At 51.4% G+C, this 25,818-nt stretch carries 25 protein-coding genes; all 25 read right to left on the bottom strand.

Annotated elements, in window-relative coordinates; translation table 11 throughout:
* Window positions 1-46: 46 nt before the first annotated feature.
* The gene (rbfA, locus tag MKZ15_RS10230; protein WP_155608012.1) at window positions 47-400 is read right to left on the bottom strand and encodes a 30S ribosome-binding factor RbfA; all 354 of its coding nucleotides are present in this window, start codon (window positions 398-400) and stop codon (window positions 47-49) included.
* 14 nt (window positions 401-414) lie between these two features.
* On the bottom strand, window positions 415-3,060 hold the full coding sequence (gene infB / locus MKZ15_RS10225) for a translation initiation factor IF-2 (RefSeq protein ID WP_339821726.1): 2,646 nt from the start codon (window positions 3,058-3,060) through the stop codon (window positions 415-417).
* A complete protein-coding gene (locus MKZ15_RS10220) occupies window positions 3,053-3,382 on the bottom strand; it encodes a ribosomal L7Ae/L30e/S12e/Gadd45 family protein (protein WP_155608014.1) in 330 nt (109 codons plus the stop codon). Before MKZ15_RS10220 ends, infB begins: the two co-directional genes overlap by 8 nt.
* A complete protein-coding gene (locus MKZ15_RS10215) occupies window positions 3,375-3,695 on the bottom strand; it encodes a YlxR family protein (protein WP_155608015.1) in 321 nt (106 codons plus the stop codon). Before MKZ15_RS10215 ends, MKZ15_RS10220 begins: the two co-directional genes overlap by 8 nt.
* A 16-nt stretch (window positions 3,696-3,711) precedes the next feature.
* A complete protein-coding gene (nusA, locus tag MKZ15_RS10210) occupies window positions 3,712-4,809 on the bottom strand; it encodes a transcription termination factor NusA (RefSeq protein WP_155608016.1) in 1,098 nt (365 codons plus the stop codon).
* Between the two features lie 40 nt (window positions 4,810-4,849).
* Window positions 4,850-5,311: a ribosome maturation factor RimP gene (gene rimP / locus MKZ15_RS10205; protein ID WP_339821720.1), complete on the bottom strand. Its 462-nt coding sequence runs from the start codon at window positions 5,309-5,311 to the stop codon at window positions 4,850-4,852.
* A 406-nt stretch (window positions 5,312-5,717) separates the two neighbouring features.
* The gene (locus tag MKZ15_RS10200) at window positions 5,718-10,034 is read right to left on the bottom strand and encodes a PolC-type DNA polymerase III (RefSeq protein WP_339821717.1); all 4,317 of its coding nucleotides are present in this window, start codon (window positions 10,032-10,034) and stop codon (window positions 5,718-5,720) included.
* A gap of 186 nt (window positions 10,035-10,220) precedes the next feature.
* Window positions 10,221-11,672 carry a proline--tRNA ligase gene (gene proS, locus MKZ15_RS10195; RefSeq protein WP_155608019.1) on the bottom strand — a complete coding sequence of 484 codons (1,452 nt, stop codon included), beginning with the start codon at window positions 11,670-11,672 and terminating at the stop codon, window positions 10,221-10,223.
* A 74-nt stretch (window positions 11,673-11,746) separates the two neighbouring features.
* Window positions 11,747-13,021: an RIP metalloprotease RseP gene (rseP, locus tag MKZ15_RS10190; protein WP_155608020.1), complete on the bottom strand. Its 1,275-nt coding sequence runs from the start codon at window positions 13,019-13,021 to the stop codon at window positions 11,747-11,749.
* Between the two features lie 182 nt (window positions 13,022-13,203).
* Window positions 13,204-14,343: a 1-deoxy-D-xylulose-5-phosphate reductoisomerase gene (locus tag MKZ15_RS10185; protein WP_155608021.1), complete on the bottom strand. Its 1,140-nt coding sequence runs from the start codon at window positions 14,341-14,343 to the stop codon at window positions 13,204-13,206.
* A 719-nt stretch (window positions 14,344-15,062) separates the two neighbouring features.
* Window positions 15,063-15,860 carry a phosphatidate cytidylyltransferase gene (locus tag MKZ15_RS10180; RefSeq protein ID WP_193415231.1) on the bottom strand — a complete coding sequence of 266 codons (798 nt, stop codon included), beginning with the start codon at window positions 15,858-15,860 and terminating at the stop codon, window positions 15,063-15,065.
* A 19-nt stretch (window positions 15,861-15,879) separates the two neighbouring features.
* Window positions 15,880-16,647: an isoprenyl transferase gene (locus MKZ15_RS10175; protein WP_155608023.1), complete on the bottom strand. Its 768-nt coding sequence runs from the start codon at window positions 16,645-16,647 to the stop codon at window positions 15,880-15,882.
* Between the two features lie 71 nt (window positions 16,648-16,718).
* A complete protein-coding gene (frr, locus tag MKZ15_RS10170; protein WP_155608024.1) occupies window positions 16,719-17,273 on the bottom strand; it encodes a ribosome recycling factor in 555 nt (184 codons plus the stop codon).
* Window positions 17,273-18,001: a UMP kinase gene (pyrH, locus tag MKZ15_RS10165; RefSeq protein ID WP_155608025.1), complete on the bottom strand. Its 729-nt coding sequence runs from the start codon at window positions 17,999-18,001 to the stop codon at window positions 17,273-17,275. Before pyrH ends, frr begins: the two co-directional genes overlap by 1 nt.
* A gap of 93 nt (window positions 18,002-18,094) precedes the next feature.
* The gene (gene tsf, locus MKZ15_RS10160; protein WP_339821715.1) at window positions 18,095-18,745 is read right to left on the bottom strand and encodes a translation elongation factor Ts; all 651 of its coding nucleotides are present in this window, start codon (window positions 18,743-18,745) and stop codon (window positions 18,095-18,097) included.
* 200 nt (window positions 18,746-18,945) lie between these two features.
* Window positions 18,946-19,644, bottom strand: a complete 699-nt coding sequence (gene rpsB, locus MKZ15_RS10155; protein WP_155608027.1) for a 30S ribosomal protein S2 — start codon at window positions 19,642-19,644, stop codon at window positions 18,946-18,948.
* 224 nt (window positions 19,645-19,868) lie between these two features.
* The gene (locus tag MKZ15_RS10150) at window positions 19,869-20,483 is read right to left on the bottom strand and encodes a hypothetical protein (RefSeq protein ID WP_339821712.1); all 615 of its coding nucleotides are present in this window, start codon (window positions 20,481-20,483) and stop codon (window positions 19,869-19,871) included.
* Complete coding sequence (locus MKZ15_RS10145; RefSeq protein ID WP_339821709.1) at window positions 20,480-21,100, bottom strand: hypothetical protein; 621 nt, start codon at window positions 21,098-21,100, stop codon at window positions 20,480-20,482. Before MKZ15_RS10145 ends, MKZ15_RS10150 begins: the two co-directional genes overlap by 4 nt.
* Before the next feature lie 35 nt (window positions 21,101-21,135).
* Window positions 21,136-21,456, bottom strand: coding sequence for a hypothetical protein (locus tag MKZ15_RS10140; RefSeq protein WP_155608030.1), 321 nt, complete (start codon window positions 21,454-21,456; stop codon window positions 21,136-21,138).
* A 65-nt stretch (window positions 21,457-21,521) separates the two neighbouring features.
* Window positions 21,522-22,931 (bottom strand): FapA family protein, encoded by a 1,410-nt coding sequence (locus MKZ15_RS10135; RefSeq protein WP_193415227.1) that lies wholly within the window; start codon window positions 22,929-22,931, stop codon window positions 21,522-21,524.
* A 45-nt stretch (window positions 22,932-22,976) separates the two neighbouring features.
* Window positions 22,977-23,765: a FliA/WhiG family RNA polymerase sigma factor gene (locus MKZ15_RS10130; RefSeq protein WP_339821706.1), complete on the bottom strand. Its 789-nt coding sequence runs from the start codon at window positions 23,763-23,765 to the stop codon at window positions 22,977-22,979.
* Between the two features lie 15 nt (window positions 23,766-23,780).
* Window positions 23,781-24,203: a hypothetical protein gene (locus tag MKZ15_RS10125; RefSeq protein WP_155608032.1), complete on the bottom strand. Its 423-nt coding sequence runs from the start codon at window positions 24,201-24,203 to the stop codon at window positions 23,781-23,783.
* 2 nt (window positions 24,204-24,205) lie between these two features.
* Entirely contained in the window at window positions 24,206-24,703 is a 498-nt protein-coding gene (locus tag MKZ15_RS10120; RefSeq protein WP_155608033.1) for a chemotaxis protein CheD, read from the bottom strand.
* A complete protein-coding gene (locus MKZ15_RS10115; protein ID WP_193415226.1) occupies window positions 24,693-25,322 on the bottom strand; it encodes a chemotaxis protein CheC in 630 nt (209 codons plus the stop codon). The genes MKZ15_RS10120 and MKZ15_RS10115 overlap by 11 nt, the downstream gene beginning before the upstream one ends.
* A gap of 3 nt (window positions 25,323-25,325) precedes the next feature.
* Window positions 25,326-25,787 (bottom strand): chemotaxis protein CheW, encoded by a 462-nt coding sequence (locus MKZ15_RS10110; protein WP_155608034.1) that lies wholly within the window; start codon window positions 25,785-25,787, stop codon window positions 25,326-25,328.
* Window positions 25,788-25,818: the final 31 nt, after the last annotated feature.

Raw genomic sequence — 25,818 nt, 5'->3', positions numbered from 1 at the left:
GCTGAGTTTTTGATTCCATTTGAAATATCATTCTTCATGTTACATATCATTCTTCGTGCTCGTGCGTGATTTCGCCGAGAATCTTCTCGATCCGGCTGCCGTAAGCGATGGATTCGTCGATCTTGAAGATCAACTCCGGCGTATGACGCAGCCGAATTCGTTTTCCGATTTCGGTGCGTAAGAAGCCAGTTGCTTTCTCTATCGCTTTTAAGGATTCGTTTTTCTTCTCTTCGTCGCCAAACACACTGAGATAAACTTTGGCCTGTGACAAATCGCTTGTCACATCGACCCCGGTCACCGTGACAAAACCGATGCGCGGATCTTTCAGTTCACTCTGGATGAGCACGCTAAGTTCTTTCTTAATCTGTTCGCCTACGCGGCCGGTACGATTTTTGGCCATTTTAGACACCCACCTTACTTCGGTTCAACCTTTTCCATGATGAACGCCTCAATGACGTCGCCTTCTTTAAGGTCATTGTAATTGTCCAGGGTAATCCCGCACTCGTAACCTTGGGCGACTTCCTTGGCGTCGTCCTTGAAACGTTTCAGTGAATCGATTTTTCCTTCGAATACCACAATCCCGTCGCGAACCAAACGCATTTCCGCAGAGCGGGTTATTTTGCCGGAAGTCACCATACAGCCGGCGATGGTCCCGACTTTGCTGATCTTGAACGTATTGCGGACCTCAGCGTGGCCGATAACGGTTTCCTTGTAAACCGGATCAAGCATCCCTTTCATGGCTTGCTCGATCTCTTCGATCGCATTGTAAATGACGCGATGCAGTCGGATATCGACCTTCTCTTGCTCGGCCGTCGCTTTCGTTTGGTTGTCCGGACGAACGTTGAAACCGATCACGATCGCGTTCGAAGCCGCCGCCAAGATAATGTCGGATTCGGTAATGGCACCGGCACCGCTATGGATGATCTTGACACGAACACCTTCGACTTCGATTTTCTCGAGTGAACTTTTGAGCGCTTCAACCGAACCTTGCACGTCGGCTTTGATGATAACGTTAAGATCTTTAATTTCGCCTTCCTTGATGTGGCGGAACAGATCATCCAGTGTGACGCGCGTATTCGAGCCCAGATCGGACTGACGCTGCGTAATAGCCCGCTTGTCGGCAATTGAACGAGCCTTGCGTTCGTCTTCGAATACCATAAACGGATCGCCGGCTTGAGGCACTTCGTTAAGACCGGTAATTTCCACCGGCGTTGATGGGCCAGCTTCCTTTAAACGACGTCCACGATCGTTAACCATCGCACGAACACGGCCGAAGCAATTACCTGCGACGAAGGCGTCGCCGACTTTCAGCGTCCCGTGCTGAACCAGTATGCGAGCAACCGGACCGCGGGATTTATCAAGTTCGGCTTCGATGACCGCGCCCCGAGCGCGTTTATCCGGGTTGGCTTTGTACTCATTGACTTCCGCTACGAGCAGAATCATTTCAAGTAAGCCTTCCAATCCAAGTTTTTGCTTCGCCGAGACATTGACGAAAATCGTGTCGCCGCCCCATTCTTCCGGCACTAGTCCATATTCTGTCAATTCCTGTTTCACTTTATCCGGATTGGCGTCCGGTTTGTCGATCTTGTTTACAGCAACGATGATTGGCAATCCCGCCGCCTTGGCATGGTTTACCGCTTCGACCGTCTGCGGCATCACACCGTCGTCTGCAGCAACCACAATGATCGTAATATCAGTTAACTGCGCACCGCGAGCACGCATCGCCGTAAACGCCTCGTGGCCCGGGGTATCTAGGAACGTGATCTTCTTGTTGTTGATCTCAACTTGGTAAGCACCGATATGCTGCGTAATCCCGCCGGCTTCGCCGCCGGTCACGTTCGTCGAACGGATGGCGTCAAGCAATGTGGTTTTACCATGGTCGACGTGGCCCATAATGGTCACGACAGGCGGACGTTCCTTCAAATCTGCTTCCTCGTCAACCTCTTCCAGCGTTTCGAAACGGTCTTCTTCAACCGGAATTTTCACTTCGACCTCAACGCCGAAATCTCCAGCAAGCAGCAAGATGGTATCGATGTCGAGCTCTTGGTTGATCGTTGCCATCACACCAAGCAAGATCAGTTTTTTAATAACTTCGGAAGCGTCCTTGTGCAACAATTTGGCGGCTTCGCCAACCGTCATCGTACCGCGTACGATAATCTTCTTCGGCGTATTGTCGATCTTCTCACGTGGTGGCTGCTGCGGGCCTTTGCCGCGTCCGCCCTTGCCACCGCGGTTATTTCTATAATTGCCGCCGTTTCGGTTATCGTCAAAACCTCTTTGGTTTCTGCCGCCATTATTGTTGTTGTTATTTCCTCTTCTCTGACCTTGCCCCTGGCTTTGGCCTTGACCTTGGCCTTGGCGCTGGCCTCCGCCGTTCCCGCCACCATTATTATTATTACTTGGCGTAAAGCTGCGGTTTTGCTGCTGCGGTCCGCGATTTCCGCCACCTTGGCCTTGGCCTTGGCCTTGGCGTTGTCCGCCATCATTACGTGGTTGGCCACCTTGACCTGGTCCCCGGTTGCCTTGCGGGCTCCGGTTCGGGCCAGATGAATTCGTCCCGCCTTGGCCTTGTGGACGAGAACTTTGATGATTACCGCCGTTCGGACGGCTCGATCTTTCCTGAACAGCTGTGCTGCCGCTTGTATTGTTTGGGTTTGTTTTTGGTTTATTATTCATGCTTACCTGCTTTTCCTGTTGATTTTGGTTTTTAACGGGTGCGTTTGCGCTGCTTTGTACTTGGCGTCCATGATCTCCGCGATGACCGGAAGGTTCTCCGGATGAGGCTTTCGGTGTTTGGCTTCCTCCTGCGGAAGCCGGTGCCGGCGATTTGGCAGGAGAATCGTTTCGTCCCGAGTTTTCTCGTTTCGCTGCCGCATTGCTCTTAATATCCTTGAAAAACTGTTCCACACGGCCAACGGTATCGTTCTCCATCACGCTCATGTGATTGTTGACCGGGATATTAAGACGCTTAAGAATCGTAATAATTTCTTTGCTGCTCATGTTGAGCGATTTGGCGTATTCGTACACCCTGAGCTTATCTTGTTTTTCTTGTTTACTCAATATACTCCACCTCCGATGTTTTCAAGATCGCTTTGCGTATCAACTCGGTAAACCCCTGATCGATGAGAGCCAGAACGACCCGTTCCGGCTTGCCGACACTCCCCCCGAGCGTTTCCCGGTCGAAACCAATCATGAGCGGGATCTTGTAGGTCCCGCATTTGTCGCGGAATTTCTTCTGCGTATTGGCTGAAGCATCCCCTGCTAAGATCACAAGCTTAGCTTCTCCCGATCGAATCGCTTTCAGGACGATTTCGTCACCTGTCACCAGTTTACCCGCCCGCATCGCGAGGCCAAGTCCGGACAACGGCTGGGCCTTATTCATCTTCGTCCTCTTCCTCCGCCCGCGCCTGAGCAGCGAGGAATTCATCCTCCACAGCCAGGAAATCGCGAGCCAGCTGCTCATAAACCTCGGCCCCGACCGGAGCTTTCAAAGCACGGTCAAGCGCTCGCGACTTATGGGCAAGCTTGAAACAGGCGGATTTGCCGCAGAGATAGGCGCCTCGACCCGATTTTTTGCCCGTCAGGTCGATGGATACTTCACCCTCTGGAGAACGCACGATGCGGATCAACGCCTTCTTGGGCATCATTTCCTGGCAAGCCACGCATTTGCGCAGCGGTACTTTTCTTTGCTTCATCCTTGCCACCCCCCGATTAGTCCACGGAGATGGAATCCTGAGGCAATTCGCCTAGATCGGTTTTTTCTCTGCCGAATTCCTCTTCCGCTTGGGTTTCGCTCTTAATGTCGATTTTCCAACCGGTCAATTTGGCTGCGAGGCGAGCGTTTTGTCCTTTAATGCCAATCGCCAGCGACAGCTGGTAATCCGGCACAATGACGCGAGCCATTTTCTCCGCCTCAAACACCTGAACTTCGAGCACTTTGGATGGGCTCAGCGCATTCGCAACATACTCCTCGACGCTCTCCGAGTAACGAACGATGTCAATCTTCTCACCGCGAAGTTCATTCACGATTGTTTGTACGCGTGTGCCTTTGGGTCCAACGCAAGAGCCCACAGGATCGACTTCGCTATTGCGCGAGAATACCGCAATCTTGGAACGGAAGCCGGCTTCGCGAGCCACGGAACGAATCTCCACCACACCGTCGAAAATTTCCGGAACCTCCAGCTCGAACAACCGCTTCAGTAAGCCCGGATGCGTACGGGACAGCAAAATTTGCGGTCCTTTCGTCGTGTTTTCCACCTTGGTAATGTACGCTTTAATCCGATCGCCGTGCTTGAACTTCTCGTTAGGCATCAATTCATTCAACGGTAAATGGGCTTCGATCTTGCCGAGATCAACGTAAATGTTGCGCAGATCCTGACGCTGCACGATCCCGGTTACAATATCCTCTTCCTTCTCTACGAACGCATTATAGATAAGTCCGCGTTCCGCTTCGCGAATGCGCTGTGTGACGACCTGTTTGGCGGTTTGTGCCGCAATCCGGCCGAAGTCGCGAGGAGTTACCTCGATTTCGGTAATGTCGTCAAGATGATAGTTGGGATTAATCTCGCGTGCCGCAGGCAGCGAAATTTCCGTGCGCGGATCGAGGACCTCCTCAACTACGAGTTTGCGGGCGTACACCTTAATCGCGCCGGTATGGCGATTCATATCCACACGCACGTTTTGCGCCGTATTAAAGTTTCGCTTGTAGCTTGAAATCAGCGCCGCTTCGATCGCTTCGAACAAGATATCCTTGCTGATCCCTTTGTCCCTTTCCAATTCATTCAAGGCTTCGATAAAATCCATGCTCATTTGCCTCGAGTTCCCCCTTTCATGATTCCCGTAGGTCACACTAGAAAATAATGGCCAATCTTGCGCTGGCTACTTTGTTATATGGAATGGCGTGACCCTTCTTCCCGACTTCGACGACCAATTCGCCGTCCTCGAAGGAAAGAAGTCGGCCTTCAAATTCTTTCAGGCCGTCTACCGGTTCGTATGTAGTAACAAATACGTCTTTGCCGACCGCCTTGGATACATCCTCGGCTTTCTTCAGGGGACGTTCCGCTCCCGGCGAAGACACTTCTAGAAAATAAGCCGACGGAATCGGATCGTTCTCGTCGAGCTTCTCGCTAAGGTATTCGCTGATCCGGCCGCAGTCATCGATATCGATGCCGCCGTCTTTGTCGACGAATACGCGGAGGAACCAGTTACTTCCCTCCTTGACGTATTCCACGTCAACCAGTTCAAAGCCGTTCTCCTCCAAATAAGGCGTGACCATTTTCTCGACGGTCGCTTTGATCTTTGGTGTGCTCAAGCGTACATTACCTCCAATAATTCAATCCTATATACCAAAGATTAAAGAGTGGGTTTCCCCACTCTTTAACAACGGTTCTATCTTCATGATTGCCAAAAAAATTATAACATAGTACATACCAAGTGACAAGTAAAACACCTTTACTGTGTAAGGTTGTTTAAAAAGCCATCTTTCGATCACGAAGGGGAGGCCAGGAGTATATCCGGCGTCGAATCTTGGATTCAACCGGGCCTTCCGTTGCTCACGTACCCAATGCGTACGTTCCGCTACTCAGTCCCTAGTTTCTTCCAACCTTCTCGGTGCTCCAAACCTGTCTTTCTAAACCTTGATTGTAGTCGTTGTTTAAAAAGCCATCTTTCGATCACGAAGGGGAGGCCAGGAGTATATCCGGCGTCGAATCTTATAATTAAAATAATGACAGCTGGTTGCTTTCCGGCAAGCCGCGGAAGCAGCCCATGGAATTCAGAAGCTCGACGATCGTTTTGCTCGCTTTGGATTTCTGCTGGAAGTCCTCGATCGAGAGAAACTCGCCTTGCTCCTTCGCGGCGGCGATATTTTTAGCCGCATTCTCCCCGATGCCGGCAAGCGCCGAGAAAGGAGGAATCAACGAATCGCCGTCCACGATGAATTTGGTAGCGTCCGAGCGATACAGGTCGATCGGTTTGAAATGGAAGCCGCGAGCCGTCATTTCGAGCGCCATCTCCAGGATTGGCAACATATTTTTCTCTTTCGGCAATGCCTGGAAACCCTTCTGCTCGATCTCTTCGATTTTGCGATAAATCGCTTCATACCCTTGACAATACAGCTCGATATCGAAGTCCTCGCCGCGGACCGAGAAATACGTCGCATAATATTCGATCGGGTGATACAGTTTGAAATAAGCGGTCCGCACCGCGGAAATAACGTATGCGGCGGCATGGGCCTTCGGGAACATGTATTGGATCTTCAGGCAAGAGTCGATGTACCATTGCGGCACTTTGCATTTCTTCATTTCCTCGATCCATTCCGGTGTCAGCCCTTTCCCCTTACGAACGCTCTCCGTAATTTTAAAGGCCAATCCTGCATCCATCCCCGCTTTATAGATCAGGAACAACATAATATCGTCCCGACAACCAATTACGGTTTTGATGTTGCAGGTTCCGTTCTTGATCAGCTCCTGCGCGTTCCCAAGCCATACCCCAGTTCCGTGTGATAGACCGGAAATTTGCAGCAAGTCCGCAAAAGAAGAAGGCTGCGATTCAACCAGCATCTGACGAACGAATTTCGTTCCCATTTCCGGAATGCCATAGGTCGCGACCGGTGTGCGGATCTGTTCCGGCGCAACTCCGAGCGATTCCGTCGAGTTGAACATGCTCATGACTTTCGGATCGTTCATCGGGATCGTTTGCGGATCAATTCCGGTTAAATCCTGCAGCATCCGCATCATCGTCGGATCGTCGTGCCCTAGAATATCGAGCTTCAATAGGTTGGCGTCAAAGGCGTGGTAATCGAAATGGGTTGTTTTCCACTCCGCCCCCGTATCATCGGCCGGATATTGCACCGGAGTGATGTCCTCGACTTCGATGTAATCGGGAACGACAACAATCCCGCCGGGATGCTGACCGGTACTGCGCTTAACGCCGGTACACCCCGTCGCCAAGCGGTTCAATTCCGCTCCGCGCCAACTCTTGTTATGTTCCTCTTCGTATTTCTTGGCGAATCCGAATGCCGTTTTCTCCGCAACCGTACCAATGGTACCCGCGCGGAAAACATTCTTCTCCCCGAATAGCACTTTGGTGTAATTGTGGGCCACCGGCTGATATTCGCCGGAGAAGTTAAGGTCAATATCCGGTACTTTATCGCCTTTAAAGCCCAGGAACGTCTCAAATGGGATGTCTTGGCCTTCGCCCTTCAGCTTGCCGCCGCATTTCGGGCAACTCTTGTCGGGAAGGTCAAAGCCGCTAGGCACGCTGCCGTCCAGGAACCATTCGCTGTATTTGCATTCGTGGTTTAAGCAAATATAGTGGGCCGGCAACGGATTCACCTCGGAAATGCCAAGGAATAGTGCGACCACTGACGAACCAACCGACCCCCGGGAGCCGACGAGATAACCGTCTTGGTTCGACTTTTTCACCAGCCGCTCGGAGATCAGATAGTTGGCCGAGAACCCATATTTGATGATCGGCTCCAATTCCTTCTCCAACCGTTTAATGATCACTTCCGGTAAATCATCGCCGTAAACCGATTTGGCTGTATCGTAGCAGGTTCGGCGAATTTCGTCGTCCGCCCCTTCGATAATCGGGGTAAACAGCTTGTCCGGGAACAACTCCAGCTCTTCAAACCTGTCGGCTAGCGCCGCCGTGTTTGTCACGACCACCTCGAAGGCTTTCTCTTTCCCGAGAAAAGCGAACTCCTCCAACATCTCTTCCGTCGTCCGGAAATGCGCGTCCGGCTTGCGAATATCTTTTAAAGGACTGAAGCCGGTGATCCCATGTATCGTAATGTCGCGGTACAGCTTGTCTTTCGGATCCAGGTAATGCACGTTTCCAGTAGCGACAACCGGTCTATCCAGCTTCATGCCAATCTCGACAACTTTGCGGATGGCCGTTTCCAGTTCTGCTGTGCTGCCGACCAACCCTTTTTCCACCAAATGCATGTACATTGTAAGCGGCTGGATTTCAAGCACGTCATAAAATTCAGCGACCGCTTCCGCTTCCTCAACCGACTTGTTCAACACGGCCTCGAAAAACTCGCCCTTCTCACAGCCGGACAGGATCAATAGTCCCTCGCGCATCTCCACCAGCTTAGATTTCGGGATGCACGGTACCCGCTTGAAATATTCGGTATGCGACATCGAAATGAGCTTAAACAGGTTTTTCTTACCGACCTGATTCAACGCATAAATCCCGCAGTGGAACGGACGGGAATTAGACAAGTCCTTCCCCACCTTGTCGTTCAGACGATCTAGGGATTTATACCCTTCGATTTTGGCAGCGTCTTCCAACAGACCGTTCAAAATCTCGCCAAGCGCCAATGTATCATCGATCGCCCGGTGATGGTTCTCCAGCGAAACTTTATATTTGGCGGCCAACGTATTCAGCCGGTGATTCTTCATGGAAGGGAATAGCATCCGGGCTAACTCCAGCGTATCCAGCACTGGATTTTCCATGATCGGAAGCCCCAGTTCCTTCAGCTTGGCATTAACGAAATCATAGTCAAACCGGGCGTTATGAGCGACCAGAATCGAGTCCCCCGCAAACTCGACGAACCGTTTCAACACCGGCTCCACATCGGGTGCGTCCTTCACCATATCGTCGTTAATATTCGTCAGTTGTTGGATATGGTAGGGTATCCGTTCATGCGGATTGACAAAGGTCGCATAGCGATCGATCTCCTTGCCTTCCTGCATCTTCACGGCCGCAATTTCGATGATTTTGTTCTGCGTTACCGATAAGCCGGTGGTCTCGATGTCAAATACGATGTAGGTCGCCGTCTTCAGATCATCCCCTCGCGGGTTCAGCACGACTGCAACATTGTCGTTTACCACATTGGCTTCGACGCCATAGATCATTTTGATGCCGTTTTTCTTCGCTGCCTTCGCCGCATCCGGATAGCTTTGCACGCCGCCGTGATCCGTTACGGCAATCGCCTTATGCCCCCACTTGGCAGCCATCTTCACATAATCGCCAATTGGCGTTACGGCGTCCATCGTGCTCATGGACGTATGCAGATGGAACTCGACGCGTTTCTCTGGAGCATTGTCCTTGCGTCCCGGCGGCGCAGATACTTCGCATAGATCCGACGGGATCATCACTAACTCGGGTACCGGCATAAAGCGATCCATTTCTACTTTGCCCCTCGCTTTGATCCACTTGCCGTTAGCGAGCTGGCCCATGACCTTCAAATCTTCTTTATTCTTGGCGAACAATTTCAGCTGAAGGGAATCGGAGAAATCGGTTAAGAAAAACACAAATAACGTGTTGCCGTTCCGCAACTCCTTGCGGTCCAGGCCAAAGATCGTTCCTTGAATCGTAATTTTCTTCTCTTCGTCTTGAACTTGCTGAATCGGAACGGGCTGCTCCTTGATGTCGTTTCCGAGCTGCAGCTTGATGACTTCTCCTTCAACTTCTTCCGGAGGAGCTTCGACCGCGACGCTCTCCATCATCTGTTGAATGACCTCGCGTTCTTCCTCTACAATCCGTTGTTGGAACTCTTCAAACGCTTCGACGTCAGGTTCGCCGGTTTGCAGCTTGACCCTTAACGGCAGGGCAAAATACGTTTCGTAATAAGCGGTGATCGCTTTATCGATTTGTTTCTTGCGGGCCAATTCCAGCGCCATGGCGTCCCCCAGCGTCACCGTCACCATGTCTCCGTCCACGTCAAACCCGGCTCGGGCCATCCAACCGTTCACCGATGGAATTTGGCGTTTCACCCATTCGAGAAATAGCGACCAATATTCGCCGACGATGTCATTGGCAGACAGATTGGCTCCGTAGTGAAATTCGAAAGTAATGATCGCAATATGCTCCATCCGTTCTCTCACACGCAGGCAAAATGTACGATAGGCCTGGGCCGGAACCAATGTGTCCTTCTGAATGGTGATTCTCCATTCCCGATTGCTGCGGCTGACCTCCACCTTTTCGATATGCCCGTCAAGAAAATACGGGTCGATCAGTGAAGCGGGTACGTCTGCCTGCTTCATCAACAGCTCCAGCCGGTTTCTCTTGTCTTGCGTCTCGGTCATGTCCTCTCCCCTCACCTTGCTAGCTGACTTATTCCCATGAATCGAAAAAAAGGGCCTCCAGCAATTGGCCAGCGGCGTAAAAAGCCTGCAGGCGCTGACTGCCGAAAGCCCTCTTGTGGTTGTACCGTTCGCCTCGCATCCCTAGTTCCCCGGAACTCTAGCGGGACAATAACGCGATAGTTCTTCTTAATAGGCTCTGGCAAAAACGACGGTATGTTTCGCTTCTTCCCCGCAAACGAGACAAGTGCCTTTAACCGTTTGTGGATGGAACGGGATATTGCGGCTAGTCGCTCCCGTCTCTTCTTTTACCTGGCGTTCGCAAGCCTCCGAACCGCACCAACCGGCTAAAGTAAAGCCGCGTTTCTCTTCAATGCTCGCCTTCATTTCATCCAGCGTGTCGACGCTGTAGAAATGCTCTTCACGGAACGCTTTGGCCCGTTCGTACATTTCCTGATGAACTTGTTCCAACATAGCCTGAACCTCTTCGACCAAACGGTCCTGCTGGATGACCTTCTTCTCGCCACTGATACGAGAGACGAGTACGCAAACGCCGTTCTCCATATCCCGAGGCCCGATCTCCAGACGAACCGGAACGCCGCGCATCTCGTATTCGTTAAACTTCCAGCCTGGGCGGAAATCGGAACGATCATCGATGCCGACGCGAATACCGGCTTTCTTCAGCTCGGCGAACAGTTCGTCCGCACGACCTACGACCGCTTCCCATGTTTTTGGCGGGCCGATCGGAATGATCATGACTTGCTTCGGTGCAACCTTCGGCGGCAGTGCCAATCCGCGGTCATCCCCGTGCACCATGATCAGTGAACCGATCAACCGGGTGCTGACGCCCCAAGAGGTCGTGTGAACATATTCGCGAACGTTTTCGCGGTTCAAATATTGAATATCAAACGCCGTAGCAAAGTTGGTTCCGAGATAGTGGGAAGTCCCTGCTTGGACGGCACGTCCATCCTTCATCATCGCTTCGATGGAGTAGGTATCGACGGCTCCGGCAAATTTCTCGGATGGTGTTTTTTGGCCAACGATGACCGGAATCGCCAAGTAGTTTTCCACGAAATCGCGGTAAGTTTCCAGCATCCGCATCGTTTCTTCGCGCGCTTCCTGCTCATTTTCATGCGCGGTATGGCCTTCCTGCCATAGGAATTCGCTCGTGCGAAGGAATGGCAGCGTACGTTTCTCCCAACGGACCACGTTTGCCCACTGGTTGATCAGCACCGGCAGATCACGATAGGACTGGATCCATTTTTCGTACATATGCCCAATCATCGTCTCCGACGTCGGACGGATCGCCAGGCGCTCCTCCAGCTTCTCGCCGGCAGCTTCCGTTACCCAAGGCAGTTCCGGGTTAAAACCCTCGACATGTTCTTTCTCCTTCTGGAAGAAGCTTTCCGGAATAAACAGCGGGAAATAGGCGTTACGGTGGCCCGTTTCCTTAAAGCGGCGGTCCAACTCGGCCTGAATATGCTCCCAGATCTCGTAGCCGTCCGGCTTAAATACGATACAGCCGCGGACCGGCGAGTAATCCATGAGATCCGCTTTTTTGATGACGTCGATGTACCAGCGGGAAAAATCCACTCCCTGCGGGGTGATCTCCGTGACGAATTGTTTCTCCTCGTTTGCCATAAGAACCTTTGTCCTCCCGTTAAAACCACAAGTTTAATGTTCCAACGCGTCGATCAAAGCCACTCCTACCAGGATCAGCCATGAATCAAACGCAAAATATCATTATACGTGACCGCGATCATCAGCAGGAACAGCATCGCAAAACCGATGAAATGCACCATGCCTTCGCGGTTTGGATCAATCGGTTTGCCGCGCAGGGCCTCAACCCCCAAGAATATAAGTCGGCTTCCGTCCAGCGCCGGAATCGGCAACAGGTTGAAAATCCCCAGATAAAGGCTCAAAATCGCTGCCCAATACGTCAATTGCACGATCCCTTGCTTCGCGATTTGGCCGGTAACCTCAAACGTCCGAACCGGGCCTCCCAAATCGTCCATGTTGAAGCGATTGATCAACTGCTGGAAGCCGAGGAAAATCGCCTTGGTCGTGTTGACCATATCCTCTCCAGCGACTTGGAACGTCTCGCCAAAGGAAGCGCTGCGCGTCGGGAACACGGTGACAATCGTACTCCCGATTTTGCCGTCTTCGTTCTCTGCCCCTTTCGGGGTGATCGTCAGATTCAACGTTTCTTCGCCACGTTTGATCGCCCATGTCATCGGTTTGTTTTTCGAAGCTTGAATCATTTCGATCATTTTATTCGCATCGGTTCCCACCGGAGTTCCGTTGATCGTTTCGACGATATCGCCGGTTTGGAGCCCTACTTCCTCGGCCGGCATCCCTTTCATCACCTCGCCGATTTGCAGGTGGCTGGGTTGATCGAGCGGGATTCCCGCCATTTGAATATGCAGGGCAAACAATACGAACGCCAGGATAAAGTTCATCAGCGGACCCGCAAAAATCGATAAGGCACGCTGTCCCACGGTTTTGCTTCCATACTGCCGGTCTCGTGGCGCGATTTGCGTCTCTTTGCCTTTCGTCACCATCATAGCCTGCGGATGCACTTCGTAGGTTAACGTTTCGCCATCCACGTCCAAGCGTACCGCAAGATCGTCTTCGAGGTCGATATGCTGTACCTCGCCCCGGATCACGTTCTTCCGGCTATCCAATCGGTCCAGATAAATCTTCCGGACCTGATCGTTCTCTAGTCGCAAAGCGATGGTTTGTCCGTCCGAAATCTGGATCAACTCCGGATCCTCGCCCGCCATGCGTGCATATCCGCCGAAAGGTAGCAAACGCAAAGTGAACTGGGTCTCGTCCCGTTTGAAAGACAGTAGCTTGGGGCCAAACCCGATGGCAAATTCCCGTACCAAAATTCCGGCACGCTTCGCAAAGAAGTAATGTCCCCATTCATGCACCGTAACGATGACGAAAAACATGAGCACCGTTAAAAATATGATTTTCAGCAATTCCAAGCGTAAGCATCCCCCTTCTGGCCACGGATCGTCCAACGTTACTTTAGATTAATATATTCTCCGATCAGGCACAAGAGAATACCGCCACCCTCAGCATTTGATCACGAAGTGAAACTACGCGCTGATTAGCTGACGCTATTGATCACGGAGCGATGCAACGAAGCAAGCTTGGCTCTTCCGATTTACAGCGTCTCGGCCAAGGCTCGTGCCCAGCGATCGGCCTCGCGAATCGCCTCCAGATCCGGGCGGGCCTGCACTTCATGTTTGGCTAAGGCCGTTTCAATAATGGTCTCGATCTGCAAGAAAGGAATTTCTCCCTTCAAAAATCGGGCGACCGCCGCTTCATTCGCGGCATTATAAACGCTGGTTGCCGTACCTCCTATTTTACCACACTCGAAGGCTAGTCTTAAACAAGGGAACCGGTCAAAGTCCATCTCGCGAAAATGCAACTTCCCGATCTCGGCCAGCGACAACCGTTTCGCTGCGGAAGTCCAGCGATGCGGATAGGTCAACGCATATTGGATCGGTACGCGCATATCGGGCGTTCCGAGCTGGGCGATCACGCTGCCGTCACGATACTCAACGAAGGAGTGGATGATGCTTTCCGGGTGCAACAGAACCCCGATTTGCTCAAAAGGAAGACCGAACAGCCAATGGGCTTCGATCACTTCCAATCCTTTGTTGACCATCGTGGCAGAATCGATAGTGATTTTGGCACCCATTGCCCAGTTGGGATGTTTTAAGGCGTCCTCTACTGTGACGTCCCGCAGTTGCTCTCGCGTCAGATCGCGGAACGAACCGCCGGAAGCAGTCAACGTTATTTGCCTTACTTCTTCAGGGTGTTCGCCGTTCAAACACTGAAAAATGGCGGAATGCTCGCTATCGACAGGTAGCAATGCGACGCCTTTGCGCCGGGCCAGTTCCGTTACCAAGTGCCCGGCCGTTACCAGCGTTTCCTTGTTCGCCAACGCAATATGCTTGCCTTCCTCGATGGCCGCCAACGTTGCAGGCAACCCCGCGCTGCCGACAATGGCCGTCACCACCGTATCGGCATCGGTTCCCGCCGCAACTTCAATCAGCCCCTGATCGCCATAGTGTAGCTCGACACCCTCTGGGAGCTGCGGACGGATCCGATCAGCCAATTCCTTGGTGGCCACAGATGCTTTGCGGGGCCGAAACTCATGGACCTGCCGAGCAAACAACTCGATGTTGGTGCCGGCTGCCAAACCTTCCAGCCGGAATTCCTCGGGATAAGCCCGGATCACATCCAGCGTTTGCGTACCTATGGAACCCGTCGATCCGATCAACGCTATTTTCTTCATGTTGCACCTCGTGTTCACAGAGATTCAAAGAGATCTAAATATATCCATAAACCTGCTAACGGACTGTATCGCCGTTATTGATCTATTTCCCGACTATTTCCCGCTGTAACGGACTCCAGAGTCGTTATTCAGAGTAATAGTCAGCCAACTAGATGCCTTTGGCCCTAATAAGGTCTCTCAGGTCCGTTAGCTTCCAAAACCCTTCTTTGCCACACCAATAAGGTCTCTGGAGTCCGTTAGACCTGCAAAAGAGAATCTGAGCCGCGGAAGGCCCGGCTGAGTACAAGATTCGACGCCGAATCCGCATCACCGAATCCACCTCGTGATGGGAAGCCGATTTTAAATCTACCTTTTCAATAAAGATTTAAAATCGGGTTTTCAGCACCGAGAAGGTTGAATGAAGCTAGGGACTGAGCAGCGCAGCGTAGCTGGAAGCTACGTGAGCAGCGGAAGGCCCGGCTGAGTACAAGATTCGACGCCGAATCCGCCTCATCGAATCCACCTCGTGATGGGAAGCCGATTTTAAATCTACCTTTTCAATAAAGATTTAAAATCGGGTTTTCAGCACCGAGAAGGTTGAATGAAGCTAGGGACTGAGCAGCGCAGCGTAGCTGGAAGCTACGTGAGCAGCGGAAGGCCCGGCTGAGTACAAGATTCGACGCCGAGTCTGCATCACCGAATCCACCTCATGATGGGAAGCCGATTTTAAATCTACCTTGTTAAGGGAGGAGGGTTAGGATATGTATGAACGGGAACACCGCAATCCAACTGTCGCACCGGTCCAGAATCCCGCCATGGCCGGGCAGCAGCTTACCCGAATCCTTAATTCCATAGACGCGTTTGTAAGCCGACTGAATCAGATCGCCAAATTGACCGACCACTGCAGCGGATATCCCGAGTAGCACGGCTCGTCCGACCGTTAGCAATCCACCGGAAGCAAACGCGAAGATCACAGCAACAATGACGGCCAGCAAGACGCCGCCCAGCGCCCCCTCCACGGTTTTGTTCGGGCTGATTGCGGGCCACAGCTTATGCTTACCGAAGCGCCGACCGGTAAAATAAGCTCCCGCATCACTGCTCCATATCGCCGCCAGCATCAGAAACGTCCAGAACAAGCCGTGACCGTCAGCGGTATTACGCGTTTCCGCAATCGCCGCAAATCCGATGCCGACGTAAACCATGCCTAAATACAGCAGAGCAACCTGACCGATCGGCATCTCATTTTTGCTAATGACCGTAACGGCCAAGAAGAGTAGCATAAATAACCACAACACCGCGGAGTCGCCGAGCGGTCTAGCGATGTCGAACAGCCGCCACGGAAACGCAAGATAGATTACGCCTAAGTAACCTAGGATAGCGGGACCTTGGAACGCCGGGATGCGGGTCATTCGCACAAATTCGTAATATCCGATTAGAGCCATAAGCAAAATAAGTACATGATAGAGGGTTCCGCCCAACCAGCACATTCCGAGGAAAAAGCCGCCGGCGATGATGCCCGTAATCAACCGCTGTTTCACCAGTCTACACCTTCCATCGCTAGGTTAATCCGCCGTATCGCCGCGTGCGGCGCTGATACTCTGCTACCGCTTCAACCAAATGATCCTTGCCAAAATCCGGCCACAAGATATCCGTAAACCATAACTCGCTATAGGCCGTTTGCCAGAGCATGAAATTACTTAATCGCAGTTCTCCGCTCGTGCGAATCAGCAAGTCGGGTTCAGGCAAGCCAGCTGAAAGCAACCTGGATTCAATCGTGTCCGTCGTTATATCCTCCACCGACAGCTCACCAGATTGAACAGCCCGGGCTATATCCTTTACACTTTCCGTTATCTCGCGGCGGCTGCCATAATTCAAAGCAAAATTTAAGATCAAGCCGGTATTCTGTTTCGTCCGCTCAATCGCTTCCTCCATGGCGGCAATCGTGTGCTTGGGCAGTTCATCCGTATGTCCCATCATGCGAACCTGGACATTTTTTTCGATCAACTCTTCCAGTTCGATCGCCAGAAACTCCTGCGGGAGCGACATCAGATAATCCACTTCATCCTTCGGCCGTTTCCAGTTTTCCGTCGAGAAAGCATACAGGGTCAAAATGGAAATGCCAAGTTCGTCCGCCGCAATCGTGGCCCGCTTGACGGCTTTCATCCCCGATCGATGACCGACAATTCGCGGCAAACCCAGCCTGCGTGCCCATCTTCCGTTACCGTCCATAATAATCGCGACGTGTTTCGGGATATTGTCCGGGGACAGGCTGACGGATGCCCCAGGATTCTTCTTTTTCCGCCAGGGTTGAAATAACTTGATCATTCCTTTTCCTCCAGCCGATGATGAAAAAGAGACAAAACCCCACCGTAATAGGAGGGGCCGCTTTTTGTCTCTTAAACTTCCATGATCTCTTTTTCTTTCGCAGCGAGGACCTTATCCACTTCCGCGATAAACTTATCCGTCGTTTTCTGAATATCTTCTTGATGTCGGCGCGATTCATCCTCGGAAATATCGGTTTTCTCCAGCTTCTTGATGTCATCGTTCGCGTCGCGGCGGATGTTGCGGATGGCAACCTTCGCTTCTTCACCGAATTTCTTCGTCATCTTCACGAGTTCTACCCGACGTTCTTCGGTCAAGGCTGGGATCGACAAGCGAATCATCGTACCATCGTTCGCCGGGGTTAAACCGAGATCGGATTTCTGAATCGCCCGCTCGATCTCCGATAGCGACGATTTGTCCCAAGGTTGGATCATCAACGTCCGAGAATCCGGCGTGTTAATATTAGCCAATTGGTTGATCGGTGTCGGCGAACCATAGTAATCAACCTGAACCCGATCAAGCAGCGAAGGCGTAGCTCTTCCGGCACGCAGCGTCGCCAGGTCTCTCTTCAAGGCCTGGATCGCTTTGTCCATACGGTCTTCGGCATGTTTCTTAATCGTTTGCGGCATTAATCTACACTCCCTTTGACGATCGTCCCGATTTTCTCACCGAGAACGACGCGCTTAATGTTTCCTTGTTCCGTAATGGCAAAAACAATCAACGGGATATCATTGTCCATACACAGCGAGGAAGCTGTCGAGTCCATGACACCCAGGTTTTTATTCAGTACTTCCAAATAAGTGAGGGATTCATACTTCACCGCGTTTGGATCAACAAACGGATCGGCGGAATAGACGCCATCGACTTTATTCTTCGCCATCAAGATAACTTCCGCTTCGATTTCAGCGGCGCGAAGAGCTGCCGTTGTATCGGTGGAAAAGAACGGATTGCCCGTGCCGGCCGCAAAAATCACGACCCGACCTTTCTCCAAATGGCGAATCGCCCGGCGACGGATGTACGGTTCGGCGATTTGCTGCATCGCGATCGAAGTTTGCACTCGGGTCGGCACCTCGATTTGCTCGAGCGCATCCTGCAAAGCCAGGGAGTTCATCACCGTGGCAAGCATCCCCATATAGTCCGCGGTAGCACGATCAATGCCTTTGGCACTGCCGGCAATCCCGCGCCAAATGTTGCCGCCGCCACAAACGATGGCCACCTGCACGCCCAGCTCTACCACTTCCTTCACCTGCTCGGCGATGGATGCGATCGTCTCGGCGTCGATACCGTAACCGTTTTGACCGGATAACGACTCTCCGCTGACCTTTAAGACAACTCGTTTAAACACTGGCTGTTCCAAATGTATACCTCCACATTGAACTCATTCGCGGGTTAAAAAAGAAGGAACACGGCGTGTTCCAACTTTCCTTCACATGTATGTGAGATGGTTTGCTTATCTGTTCACTTGGGACATAACTTCTTCTACGAAGTTGTCCACCTTTTTCTCCAAGCCTTCGCCGAGTTCATAACGAGCAAAACGACGGATGGTGATATTTTCACCGATCGTGCTGATTTTTTCATTCAACAGCTGAGCGATCGTTTTGTCCGGGTCTTTAACGAAAGGTTGTTCCAACAAACAGAACTCTTCGTAGTACTTGCCGATACGGCCTTCTACCATTTTTTCGACGATCTTCTCCGGCTTGCCTTCATTCAAGGCTTGAGCTTTCAAGATTTCCTTTTCTTTCTCGATTTCCTCTTGAGGAACCTCTTCCCGACGTACGTAACGTGGGCTCATAGCCGCGATATGCATCGCAACGTCGCGAGCAAACTCCTTAAATTGTTCGTTCTTGGCTACGAAGTCCGTTTCACTGTTGATCTCAACGAGAACGCCGATGCGGCCCCCTGCGTGGATATAAGATTCAACTACGCCTTCCGTTGCGATACGGCCCGCTTTATTAGCAGCGGCAGCAAGTCCTTTTTCACGCAAAAATTCAATTGCTTTCGTCATATCGCCGTTTGATTCTTCCAGCGCCTTTTTACAATCCAGCATCCCCGCGCCGGTTTTTTCACGTAGTTCTTTAACCGATTTTGCATCAACAGCCATGTTTAATTCCCTCCATATCGATATATAGGGGTTTTCCCCTTCAAACTAAAGATATAAAACCATCCGCATATGTAATAACATCTTATGGGCCAGCCGATTTTATACCGTCTTCTTCACTTTAAAAAAAGGGTAGTGAGAGGTTTGACACCTACCAACCACCCTTTTCATTTAATTTATCGATTTAGCCTAAGCTATTGCAATTAAGCCGTCGTTTGCTCGCCTTGATGAGCTTCGATCACAGCATCAGCCATCTTACCAGTCAACAGTTTAACCGCGCGAATCGCGTCGTCGTTACCTGGGATGACATAGTCGATTTCGTCCGGATCGCAGTTCGTGTCGACGATACCTACAATTGGGATACCCAATTTGCGAGCTTCGGCAACCGCGATGCGTTCTTTGCGAGGATCGATAACGAACAGAGCGCTAGGCAAGCCCTTCATGTTCTTAATCCCGCCAAGGAACTTCTCAAGACGATCTTTCTCTTTGCGAAGAATGATAACCTCTTTCTTCGGCAATACGGTGAACGTTCCGTCTTCTTCCCAAGCTTCCAGCTTCTTCAAACGGTCGATCCGTTTTTGAATCGTTTGGAAGTTGGTCAGCGTACCGCCCAACCAACGTTGGTTGATGTAGAATTGACCCGCGCGTTCTGCTTCTTCTTTCACGGAGTCTTGAGCTTGTTTCTTCGTGCCTACGAACAGAATCGTACCATTCTCTTCTGCTACGCTCTTAACGAAGTTATAAGCTTCTTCCACTTTCTTGACCGTCTTTTGCAGGTCAATGATATAAATACCGTTTCTTTCAGTGAAGATATAACGATCCATTTTCGGGTTCCAGCGACGAGTCTGGTGACCGAAGTGAACGCCTGCTTCAAGCAGTTGTTTCATGGAGATTACTGCCATCTTCACGCACCTCCTAAGTTTGGTTTTTTTGATGCTTCCTCCGCAGGTTTCATTTCCCGCCAAGACTCCCTCGTTAGAGCGAGCACCCTTGGCGAAATCATCCCGCGTGCGTTATAACACCGTCAATTACTATACCATAAGTAAAAAGGGGATGCAACCGAAGTTTGGCGTAAATTGACGGCAAAAGAAAAAGGCACGCTAGGTGCCTCTCTATATATTATTCCTTAGCTCCCGGAAGCCTTCGGGGAGATCTTTGAAATGATGGAATCGAAGTCCTCGCCTACTTGAAAACGATACGTACCCGCACGAACCTTATAGTTGATCTTCTTGGATACGGCCGTCTTCAAAAACGCGCTCTTGTCCGCGATGACCCCAGCCTGCTCCAAACCTTGCGCTACGCCTTCCAACGTCGTGCCTCCGACGATCTTGTATTCCACCGTCGCCGGCTGAGGCGATTCCGGGTCCACGGGTTGGTTCGTTTCTCCAGTCTTAGCGCCGGACAAGGCTTGTCCATCGCTGGCTCCAGGATCGTTTGGAGTATTGGGAGCCGTTGGCGAATTAGGCTTCGTTGGATCGACCGGCGTAACCGGAGAACTCCCGGTCCCGTTCTCAGACATATCCGATGCTTGACCGGATCGCTCCTGCCATTCCTCTTCCGTTAAGAGCTCTTGATCCACTTCCACGACCTTTAAACCCGCTAGCACCGCAGCGCGTTCAATCTGCTCTCTCGTATAGAGTTCTTTGTTGTTGCCTTGCCCAATCAACATCAATTGGAGAAGCAAAGCTCCTGCGATGAGTCCGCACCCCAATCCTAGCATAAACTGGCGGTTCTTCATCATCGGGACTCCTCCTTCTTGGCCAACTGCAAAATCAGCTGAACCTCACCGCGTTGAAGACCCATCGTTTTGGCGATCATATCGATCGATTTCCCCTTGCCATATAGCTCGAACAGCTCGGGATACCGATCCCTAACCTGTTCTTGCGGCGGCTCCGCTTCCTCCGGCAATGGCGACTCAACTACGGGCAGGCTTTCGGACGTCGCGGCAGCCACAGCTTCAAGCTGTGGCAGCATGCCGGGTAACGCGTGAGTTGTCCCCCCTGGCACCAAGTCAGTAACGACGGCCGACTTCTCCATGGCACTTTCCAGGAGAGCTAGTCGCGTTTCGGCTTGCTTTGCGGAAGCTTCTGTATCGCCCAGACGACGTCGAAGCTCAGCGATTTGCTCCTGCCCGGCTAACTGCTTCGAGACGAAATCCTGCTTCATCTGTGCGACCATATCGATCAATTCTTGGTTTTCATTTTCGATTTCCGCCATGTACTGCTCCAAAGTGGCTTCCAGCTCTCTGGCCATATCCGCTTTAGGTGCCGCAGATTGACGCCCCGGAAGCAGCAGGGCATAGACAAGTGCCGCCGCTCCAAGCAATACGATGTAAAACCAAGGCTCTCCAAATGACAATGTAATCCTCACCTTTTGCGTTGATGTGATCTCTTCTATAAAGACAGGTCGATATGCCGGCCCTTATAAGGGTGTTCCGCTTTATGCTCCTGTCCTTGCTCATCCGACTTGTCCCCGGAGCCTCCGTGTTCCTGTTCCCGCGCGAAAGAACCATTTCCTTCCCGCCTTACGGTCGTATTATGGGCGCTCTCATCCACGCCGGCACTTCGCCGGCGCTCTATCTCGCTGTCCTTTAAGGCTTGAGCCGATAACAGACTTTGGTCGAGAAGAGGTCGATGCTGCTGATCATGCTGAACACGTCCCGCCTCACTGGTCCGAGGGACCGCGATTTGCATTTCCACGGATTTCATATTCATGGGATCACCTCATTTAAAAACGAAGGGAATGGATAATTCGAATATCGTTCCTATGAGTGCCACTACTAGATGTAAGCCGACATGGAAATATCCCCTTCGCTAAAATAAAAGGACATTCGCGAGATGGGCTCCTTAATATACTTGGTATATCTCCCGATGACGATTTTTGAACCGCCGTAAATCATTTTAAGGACGTCAACCCGAGCTTTGCCGGTATCCTCGAGCGCCTTTTCAATCGAGAGCATTCGCTCCTTCATCAGGTTCAATTCCTGCATATTGGATTTCTTGGTCATATTAAGCTTTGACCGCATCTCTACCTTATCCGGGGTCAATTTCCCCATAGAAGCGAGCTGATCCAGCAAAGTAAGCGCCTTCTCCGTCTTGTCCAAATTAGCAAGCTGGTCCTTCACCTGTTGGCGAAGTTCCTGCAACTCGCCCCGTAGCTCCGGCAAAGCTCCTACTTCGATCGAGGTTGTTGTTGACATCGGGTTGCCGATGATCCGCGCGACCACCTTCTCGCCTGCCTGTATGTTTCCTCCAACGATCAAGCCTTTAGCTCCGCTGCAGATCACGTCACGTCCAGCGCGGATATTGGAGTGCATAATGCTCTGTGAAACGATCACATCTTCACCCGCTTGGACGTTACCGTCCTGGATGAACGAGCTCTTAATGTTATGTCCCGCTTTGATCAGACCTTTGTTGTAACCGATAATGCCTCCGGTAATCTCGATGGAACCGTCCGCGATCAATTCAGCCCCCTCAACCCCGCCAACGACGCGAATGTCCCCGGCAGCGCTGATACGAAAACCCGTCAGCACATTCCCGCGGACAACGACCGTTCCTACGAAATCAATATTGCCGATACTGTAATCCACGTCCCCGTTAATTTCATACACCGGGAACACATTCAGCTTGCCTTTCTCTGTTCGCGTCACCAATCCGTCAATTGCGGCATACATCGCGACTTGTTCAGGGTTCAACACGACGTTCTTACCAATTTTAAACCGGGCTTCTTTGCCTTCACGGCAAGGGATCGGTTCACCCGTCACGGCCGTGCCGGGGCGGCCCGGAACAGGAGGCACAAGCTCCGCGATCAGTTGTCCTTTACGGATATTATTGAGCCGCGTGACATCCTTCAAATCCACTTTACCGTCTTCGGATTCTACCGGTCGATGCTGATTGTCATCATCCAGAGAAATCGCGTGACGGATAAAGCCGTTCTCCCCGTGAATCGGTTCTTGACCCATGGCAATCGGGGTTTTGCTAAAAAAGTACTCTTTTGGATTCGCCGCAAAGCGCTTAACGATATCCTCTTGAATTCCAAACTTCAAGCCCTCGCTTTTCAGGAATTGAAGCAGCGCATCCGCCGTACAGGCAAAATCATCTTCCTTCTTTAAAAACTGCAAATAGGCCACCGTCTTATCATCGTTCAGCGTCACGCTCAGGATCTGCTTTAAATCATCCAGAAGCTCCACGAAGCCGTTCCTCCCTCCATCATACACTCGCTTAAAAATAACCCGTCAGTCTTCACGCATCAACAGATCGCGTTGCTTCTCCAAGCTGCCGCGCAGGCGCAATATCGCCTTGGAATGCAGCTGCGAAATCCGCGAGGGTGATAAAGACATGACCTCGGCGATTTCGCTCAGGGATAAATCCTCGTAATACAACAGGGAGACGACCGTACGTTCTTTCTCGGTCAATTTCTCGATCCCTTTCGCGAGGGAATCACGCAGATAAAACTCCCTGACTTTATAATCCGGGTTTTTTGCTTTTTCGTCAACGAGTAAAGTAAGACGAGTCTCCGATTCTTCTTCACGTATCGGATCCTCTAGGGAACAAAGCGTCATGACGGCAACATCTTGGAGCATGCTTTGAAATTCCTTCTCGCTGATATTTAAATAGGAACTCATCTCGGTATCAGTGACAGAGCGGAGATATTGCTGTTCCAAATGCTGGTATCCCTCTTCGATTTTCTTGGCTTTCTCTCTCACGGATCGGGGAACCCAGTCCCCTTGCCGCAGGCCATCCAAAATTGCGCCCCGAACCCGCCAAGAGGCATAGGTTTCGAATTGAAGTCCTCGTTGGTAATCAAACTTTTCGACCGCATCGATCAATCCCATGACACCGTTACTGGCGAGATCGTCCTTGGATACGTTTTTGGGCAAGCCGACAGCGAGACGTCCTGAAACGTAGTCGACAATTGACAGATATTTCTCGATAAGTTGTTTCTTGGCCTCTAAATCGCCGTGCTCTTTCCAACTTTCCCAAAGGTCGGCATGATTCAGAGTGGATGTCTTCCGCTCGTTCAATTGCCTTCACCCTCCTTATTGTTCTGTCAGGTGACGAACGATCTTAACCAGCTCTTCAGGATCTTTGTCGTCAGGTGTCTTTACTAATTTTGGCGGATTCAGTGGCGCAAATGGCATCTCCTCATCCGAAGCGGCCGGAGCAGGCTTTAACAGATCGCCCAGCTGCTCACTTTCATCCGGTGTCAACAAGTCGAGATTCCCGCCTATGCCCTCTTCGGCTACCAAACCTGCCTCGCGAACCGGAGCATAATCTCCCGGCATTTCCTTCAGGAAACCCAGCATCCAGCTTGCCGCAAACGCAAGCAGAAACCAGACGGCAAACGAAATGAGACCCCGGATAAAGCTGGTCATGAACAAATTATTCCCCGCCGAAACGGCAAACGTGATCAGAAATCCGATAAAGCCCGACAACAAGTAATATCTCAATTTTCCTGGCATGGCTACAATTCCTTTATCCCCATTTGTACACTTCGCACATATAAGATCCCCGTCATGCTGTCCAATTCGATGGTTCGGCCATAATTGCCGCCCGTATCTTCCGATAGCAACGGGATGCTTAGCTCGGACAGCTGTTGCTTGCAAGATTCTACATTTCGCGGACCGATTCTCATCGAGTCGCCGCTGCTGGCAAAGGTAAACATTTGTGAACCGCCGGCCATTTTAGCGACGAGCCGGCCAGGCGCCGCACCGAGCTCCAGCAACTTCCGGTAAAGCGCCGGAATTGCGGTATCCGCATATTTAGCGATATTCAACGCCCCTTCCCGGGCGATATCTGAGGAAGGCAGCATCACATGTGCAAGACCGGCAACCTTGAGCTGCGGGTCAAACAAAGTCAGCCCTACACAAGAGCCTAGGCCGGTTGTTCGTATCAGTCCCTGCTGAGTAATGACATTCAACTCGGCCATGCCTACCTTAACGATATATTGCTCATTGATCATGATCAATCGGTACCCCAAGTGCAGCAAAGATTTTAGCGAATGAATCCGGATCAGGAATGAGGAAGAACTGGCCCTCCACCTCATGATGACCTTCGATGAATGTGGTATCAATCAGCAGGGCGGAATCTCCCATTTCACCAAACTGCAGGAGTCCGTAACTTAAGATTGCGCCCGCCATATCTAGGGCCAGGGCAGGAACGGTAGGCGACATCGACAAGGAAGTGAAATCGGCCAGCGAAGACAAATACGACCCGGCCAAAATATTCCCGATTTCCGACAGCGCCGACCACTCCATCTCCGAGAAGGTTTCTTCGTTCTCCACGGTGATGCCGGCCAAACGATGCAGCAGCTTCTTCGCCGCTTCTGGGCTTAGGATGAAGAACAGATTGCCTGGCGCGTCACCTTCCACGCGAAAGAACACCGCCAGCACCAGGTTCTCCGCACCGCCGACGCGATCCGCAATCGCTTCAAACGGTAGCATTTGGACCTTGGGAACGGCCATATCGATCGGCTTGTCCAATAGCTTGGACAGCGCGGTAGCGGCGTTTCCCGCTCCGATATTGCCTACTTCCTTTAAAATGTCCATTTTGAAGTCTTCAAACCCTTTGAACAAATCCACGGTTTAGCCCTCTAAGCTTTCCAATTGAATGATTTCCTTCCGGCTTAAGACTTCCGATAGATTCAACATGACGAGCAGGCGTTCCTCGGAAATACGGGCAACCCCATGAAGATATTTGGCTTTGATGCCCCCGACTACATCCGGTGGGGAGTCGATCAGATCGGAATCCAGATCGATAACGTCATTTGCGGAATCCACGATGAATCCCACTTCCATCTCGTTTGCCGCTACGATAATAATCCGGGTTTGATCGCTGTATTCAGCCTCCGGAAGTCCGAACCGGCCGCGCAAGTCGATCACCGGAATAACCACGCCGCGCAAATTGATAACCCCTTTGACGAACGCATACGTTTTGGGAACGCGAGTAATCGGCATCATGCGCTCAATCGTTTGAACCTTGTCCACGTCGATACCGTATTCCTCATGACCCAATTTAAATACGATGACTTTCAATTCCTCTCCCATGTGGAAACCCTCCTTAGAGTGTAAAACTGGC

The sequence above is a fragment of the Paenibacillus sp. FSL R7-0216 genome (assembly GCF_037969915.1).
In the GTDB taxonomy this organism is placed as follows: domain Bacteria; phylum Bacillota; class Bacilli; order Paenibacillales; family Paenibacillaceae; genus Fontibacillus; species Fontibacillus rhizolycopersici.
The sequence above is the reverse complement of the archived record's forward strand: the minus strand, read 5'-3'. Positions and strand labels throughout refer to the sequence as shown.

Excerpts from the sequence above, each read along its gene's own strand:
- rbfA (WP_155608012.1), bottom strand. The coding sequence starts at position 400 with ATGGCCAAAAATCGTACCGGCCGCGTAGGCGAACAGATTAAGAAAGAA.
- MKZ15_RS10220 (WP_155608014.1), bottom strand. The coding sequence starts at position 3,382 with ATGAATAAGGCCCAGCCGTTGTCCGGACTTGGCCTCGCGATGCGGGCG.
- MKZ15_RS10215 (WP_155608015.1), bottom strand. The coding sequence starts at position 3,695 with ATGAAGCAAAGAAAAGTACCGCTGCGCAAATGCGTGGCTTGCCAGGAA.
- nusA (WP_155608016.1), bottom strand. The coding sequence starts at position 4,809 with ATGAGCATGGATTTTATCGAAGCCTTGAATGAATTGGAAAGGGACAAA.
- MKZ15_RS10200 (WP_339821717.1), bottom strand. The coding sequence starts at position 10,034 with ATGACCGAGACGCAAGACAAGAGAAACCGGCTGGAGCTGTTGATGAAG.
- proS (WP_155608019.1), bottom strand. The coding sequence starts at position 11,672 with ATGGCAAACGAGGAGAAACAATTCGTCACGGAGATCACCCCGCAGGGA.
- MKZ15_RS10185 (WP_155608021.1), bottom strand. The coding sequence starts at position 14,343 with ATGAAGAAAATAGCGTTGATCGGATCGACGGGTTCCATAGGTACGCAA.
- MKZ15_RS10175 (WP_155608023.1), bottom strand. The coding sequence starts at position 16,647 with ATGATCAAGTTATTTCAACCCTGGCGGAAAAAGAAGAATCCTGGGGCA.
- frr (WP_155608024.1), bottom strand. The coding sequence starts at position 17,273 with ATGCCGCAAACGATTAAGAAACATGCCGAAGACCGTATGGACAAAGCG.
- tsf (WP_339821715.1), bottom strand. The coding sequence starts at position 18,745 with ATGGCTGTTGATGCAAAATCGGTTAAAGAACTACGTGAAAAAACCGGC.
- rpsB (WP_155608027.1), bottom strand. The coding sequence starts at position 19,644 with ATGGCAGTAATCTCCATGAAACAACTGCTTGAAGCAGGCGTTCACTTC.
- MKZ15_RS10150 (WP_339821712.1), bottom strand. The coding sequence starts at position 20,483 with ATGATGAAGAACCGCCAGTTTATGCTAGGATTGGGGTGCGGACTCATC.
- MKZ15_RS10140 (WP_155608030.1), bottom strand. The coding sequence starts at position 21,456 with ATGAATATGAAATCCGTGGAAATGCAAATCGCGGTCCCTCGGACCAGT.
- MKZ15_RS10125 (WP_155608032.1), bottom strand. The coding sequence starts at position 24,203 with ATGCCAGGAAAATTGAGATATTACTTGTTGTCGGGCTTTATCGGATTT.
- MKZ15_RS10120 (WP_155608033.1), bottom strand. The coding sequence starts at position 24,703 with ATGATCAATGAGCAATATATCGTTAAGGTAGGCATGGCCGAGTTGAAT.
- MKZ15_RS10110 (WP_155608034.1), bottom strand. The coding sequence starts at position 25,787 with ATGGGAGAGGAATTGAAAGTCATCGTATTTAAATTGGGTCATGAGGAA.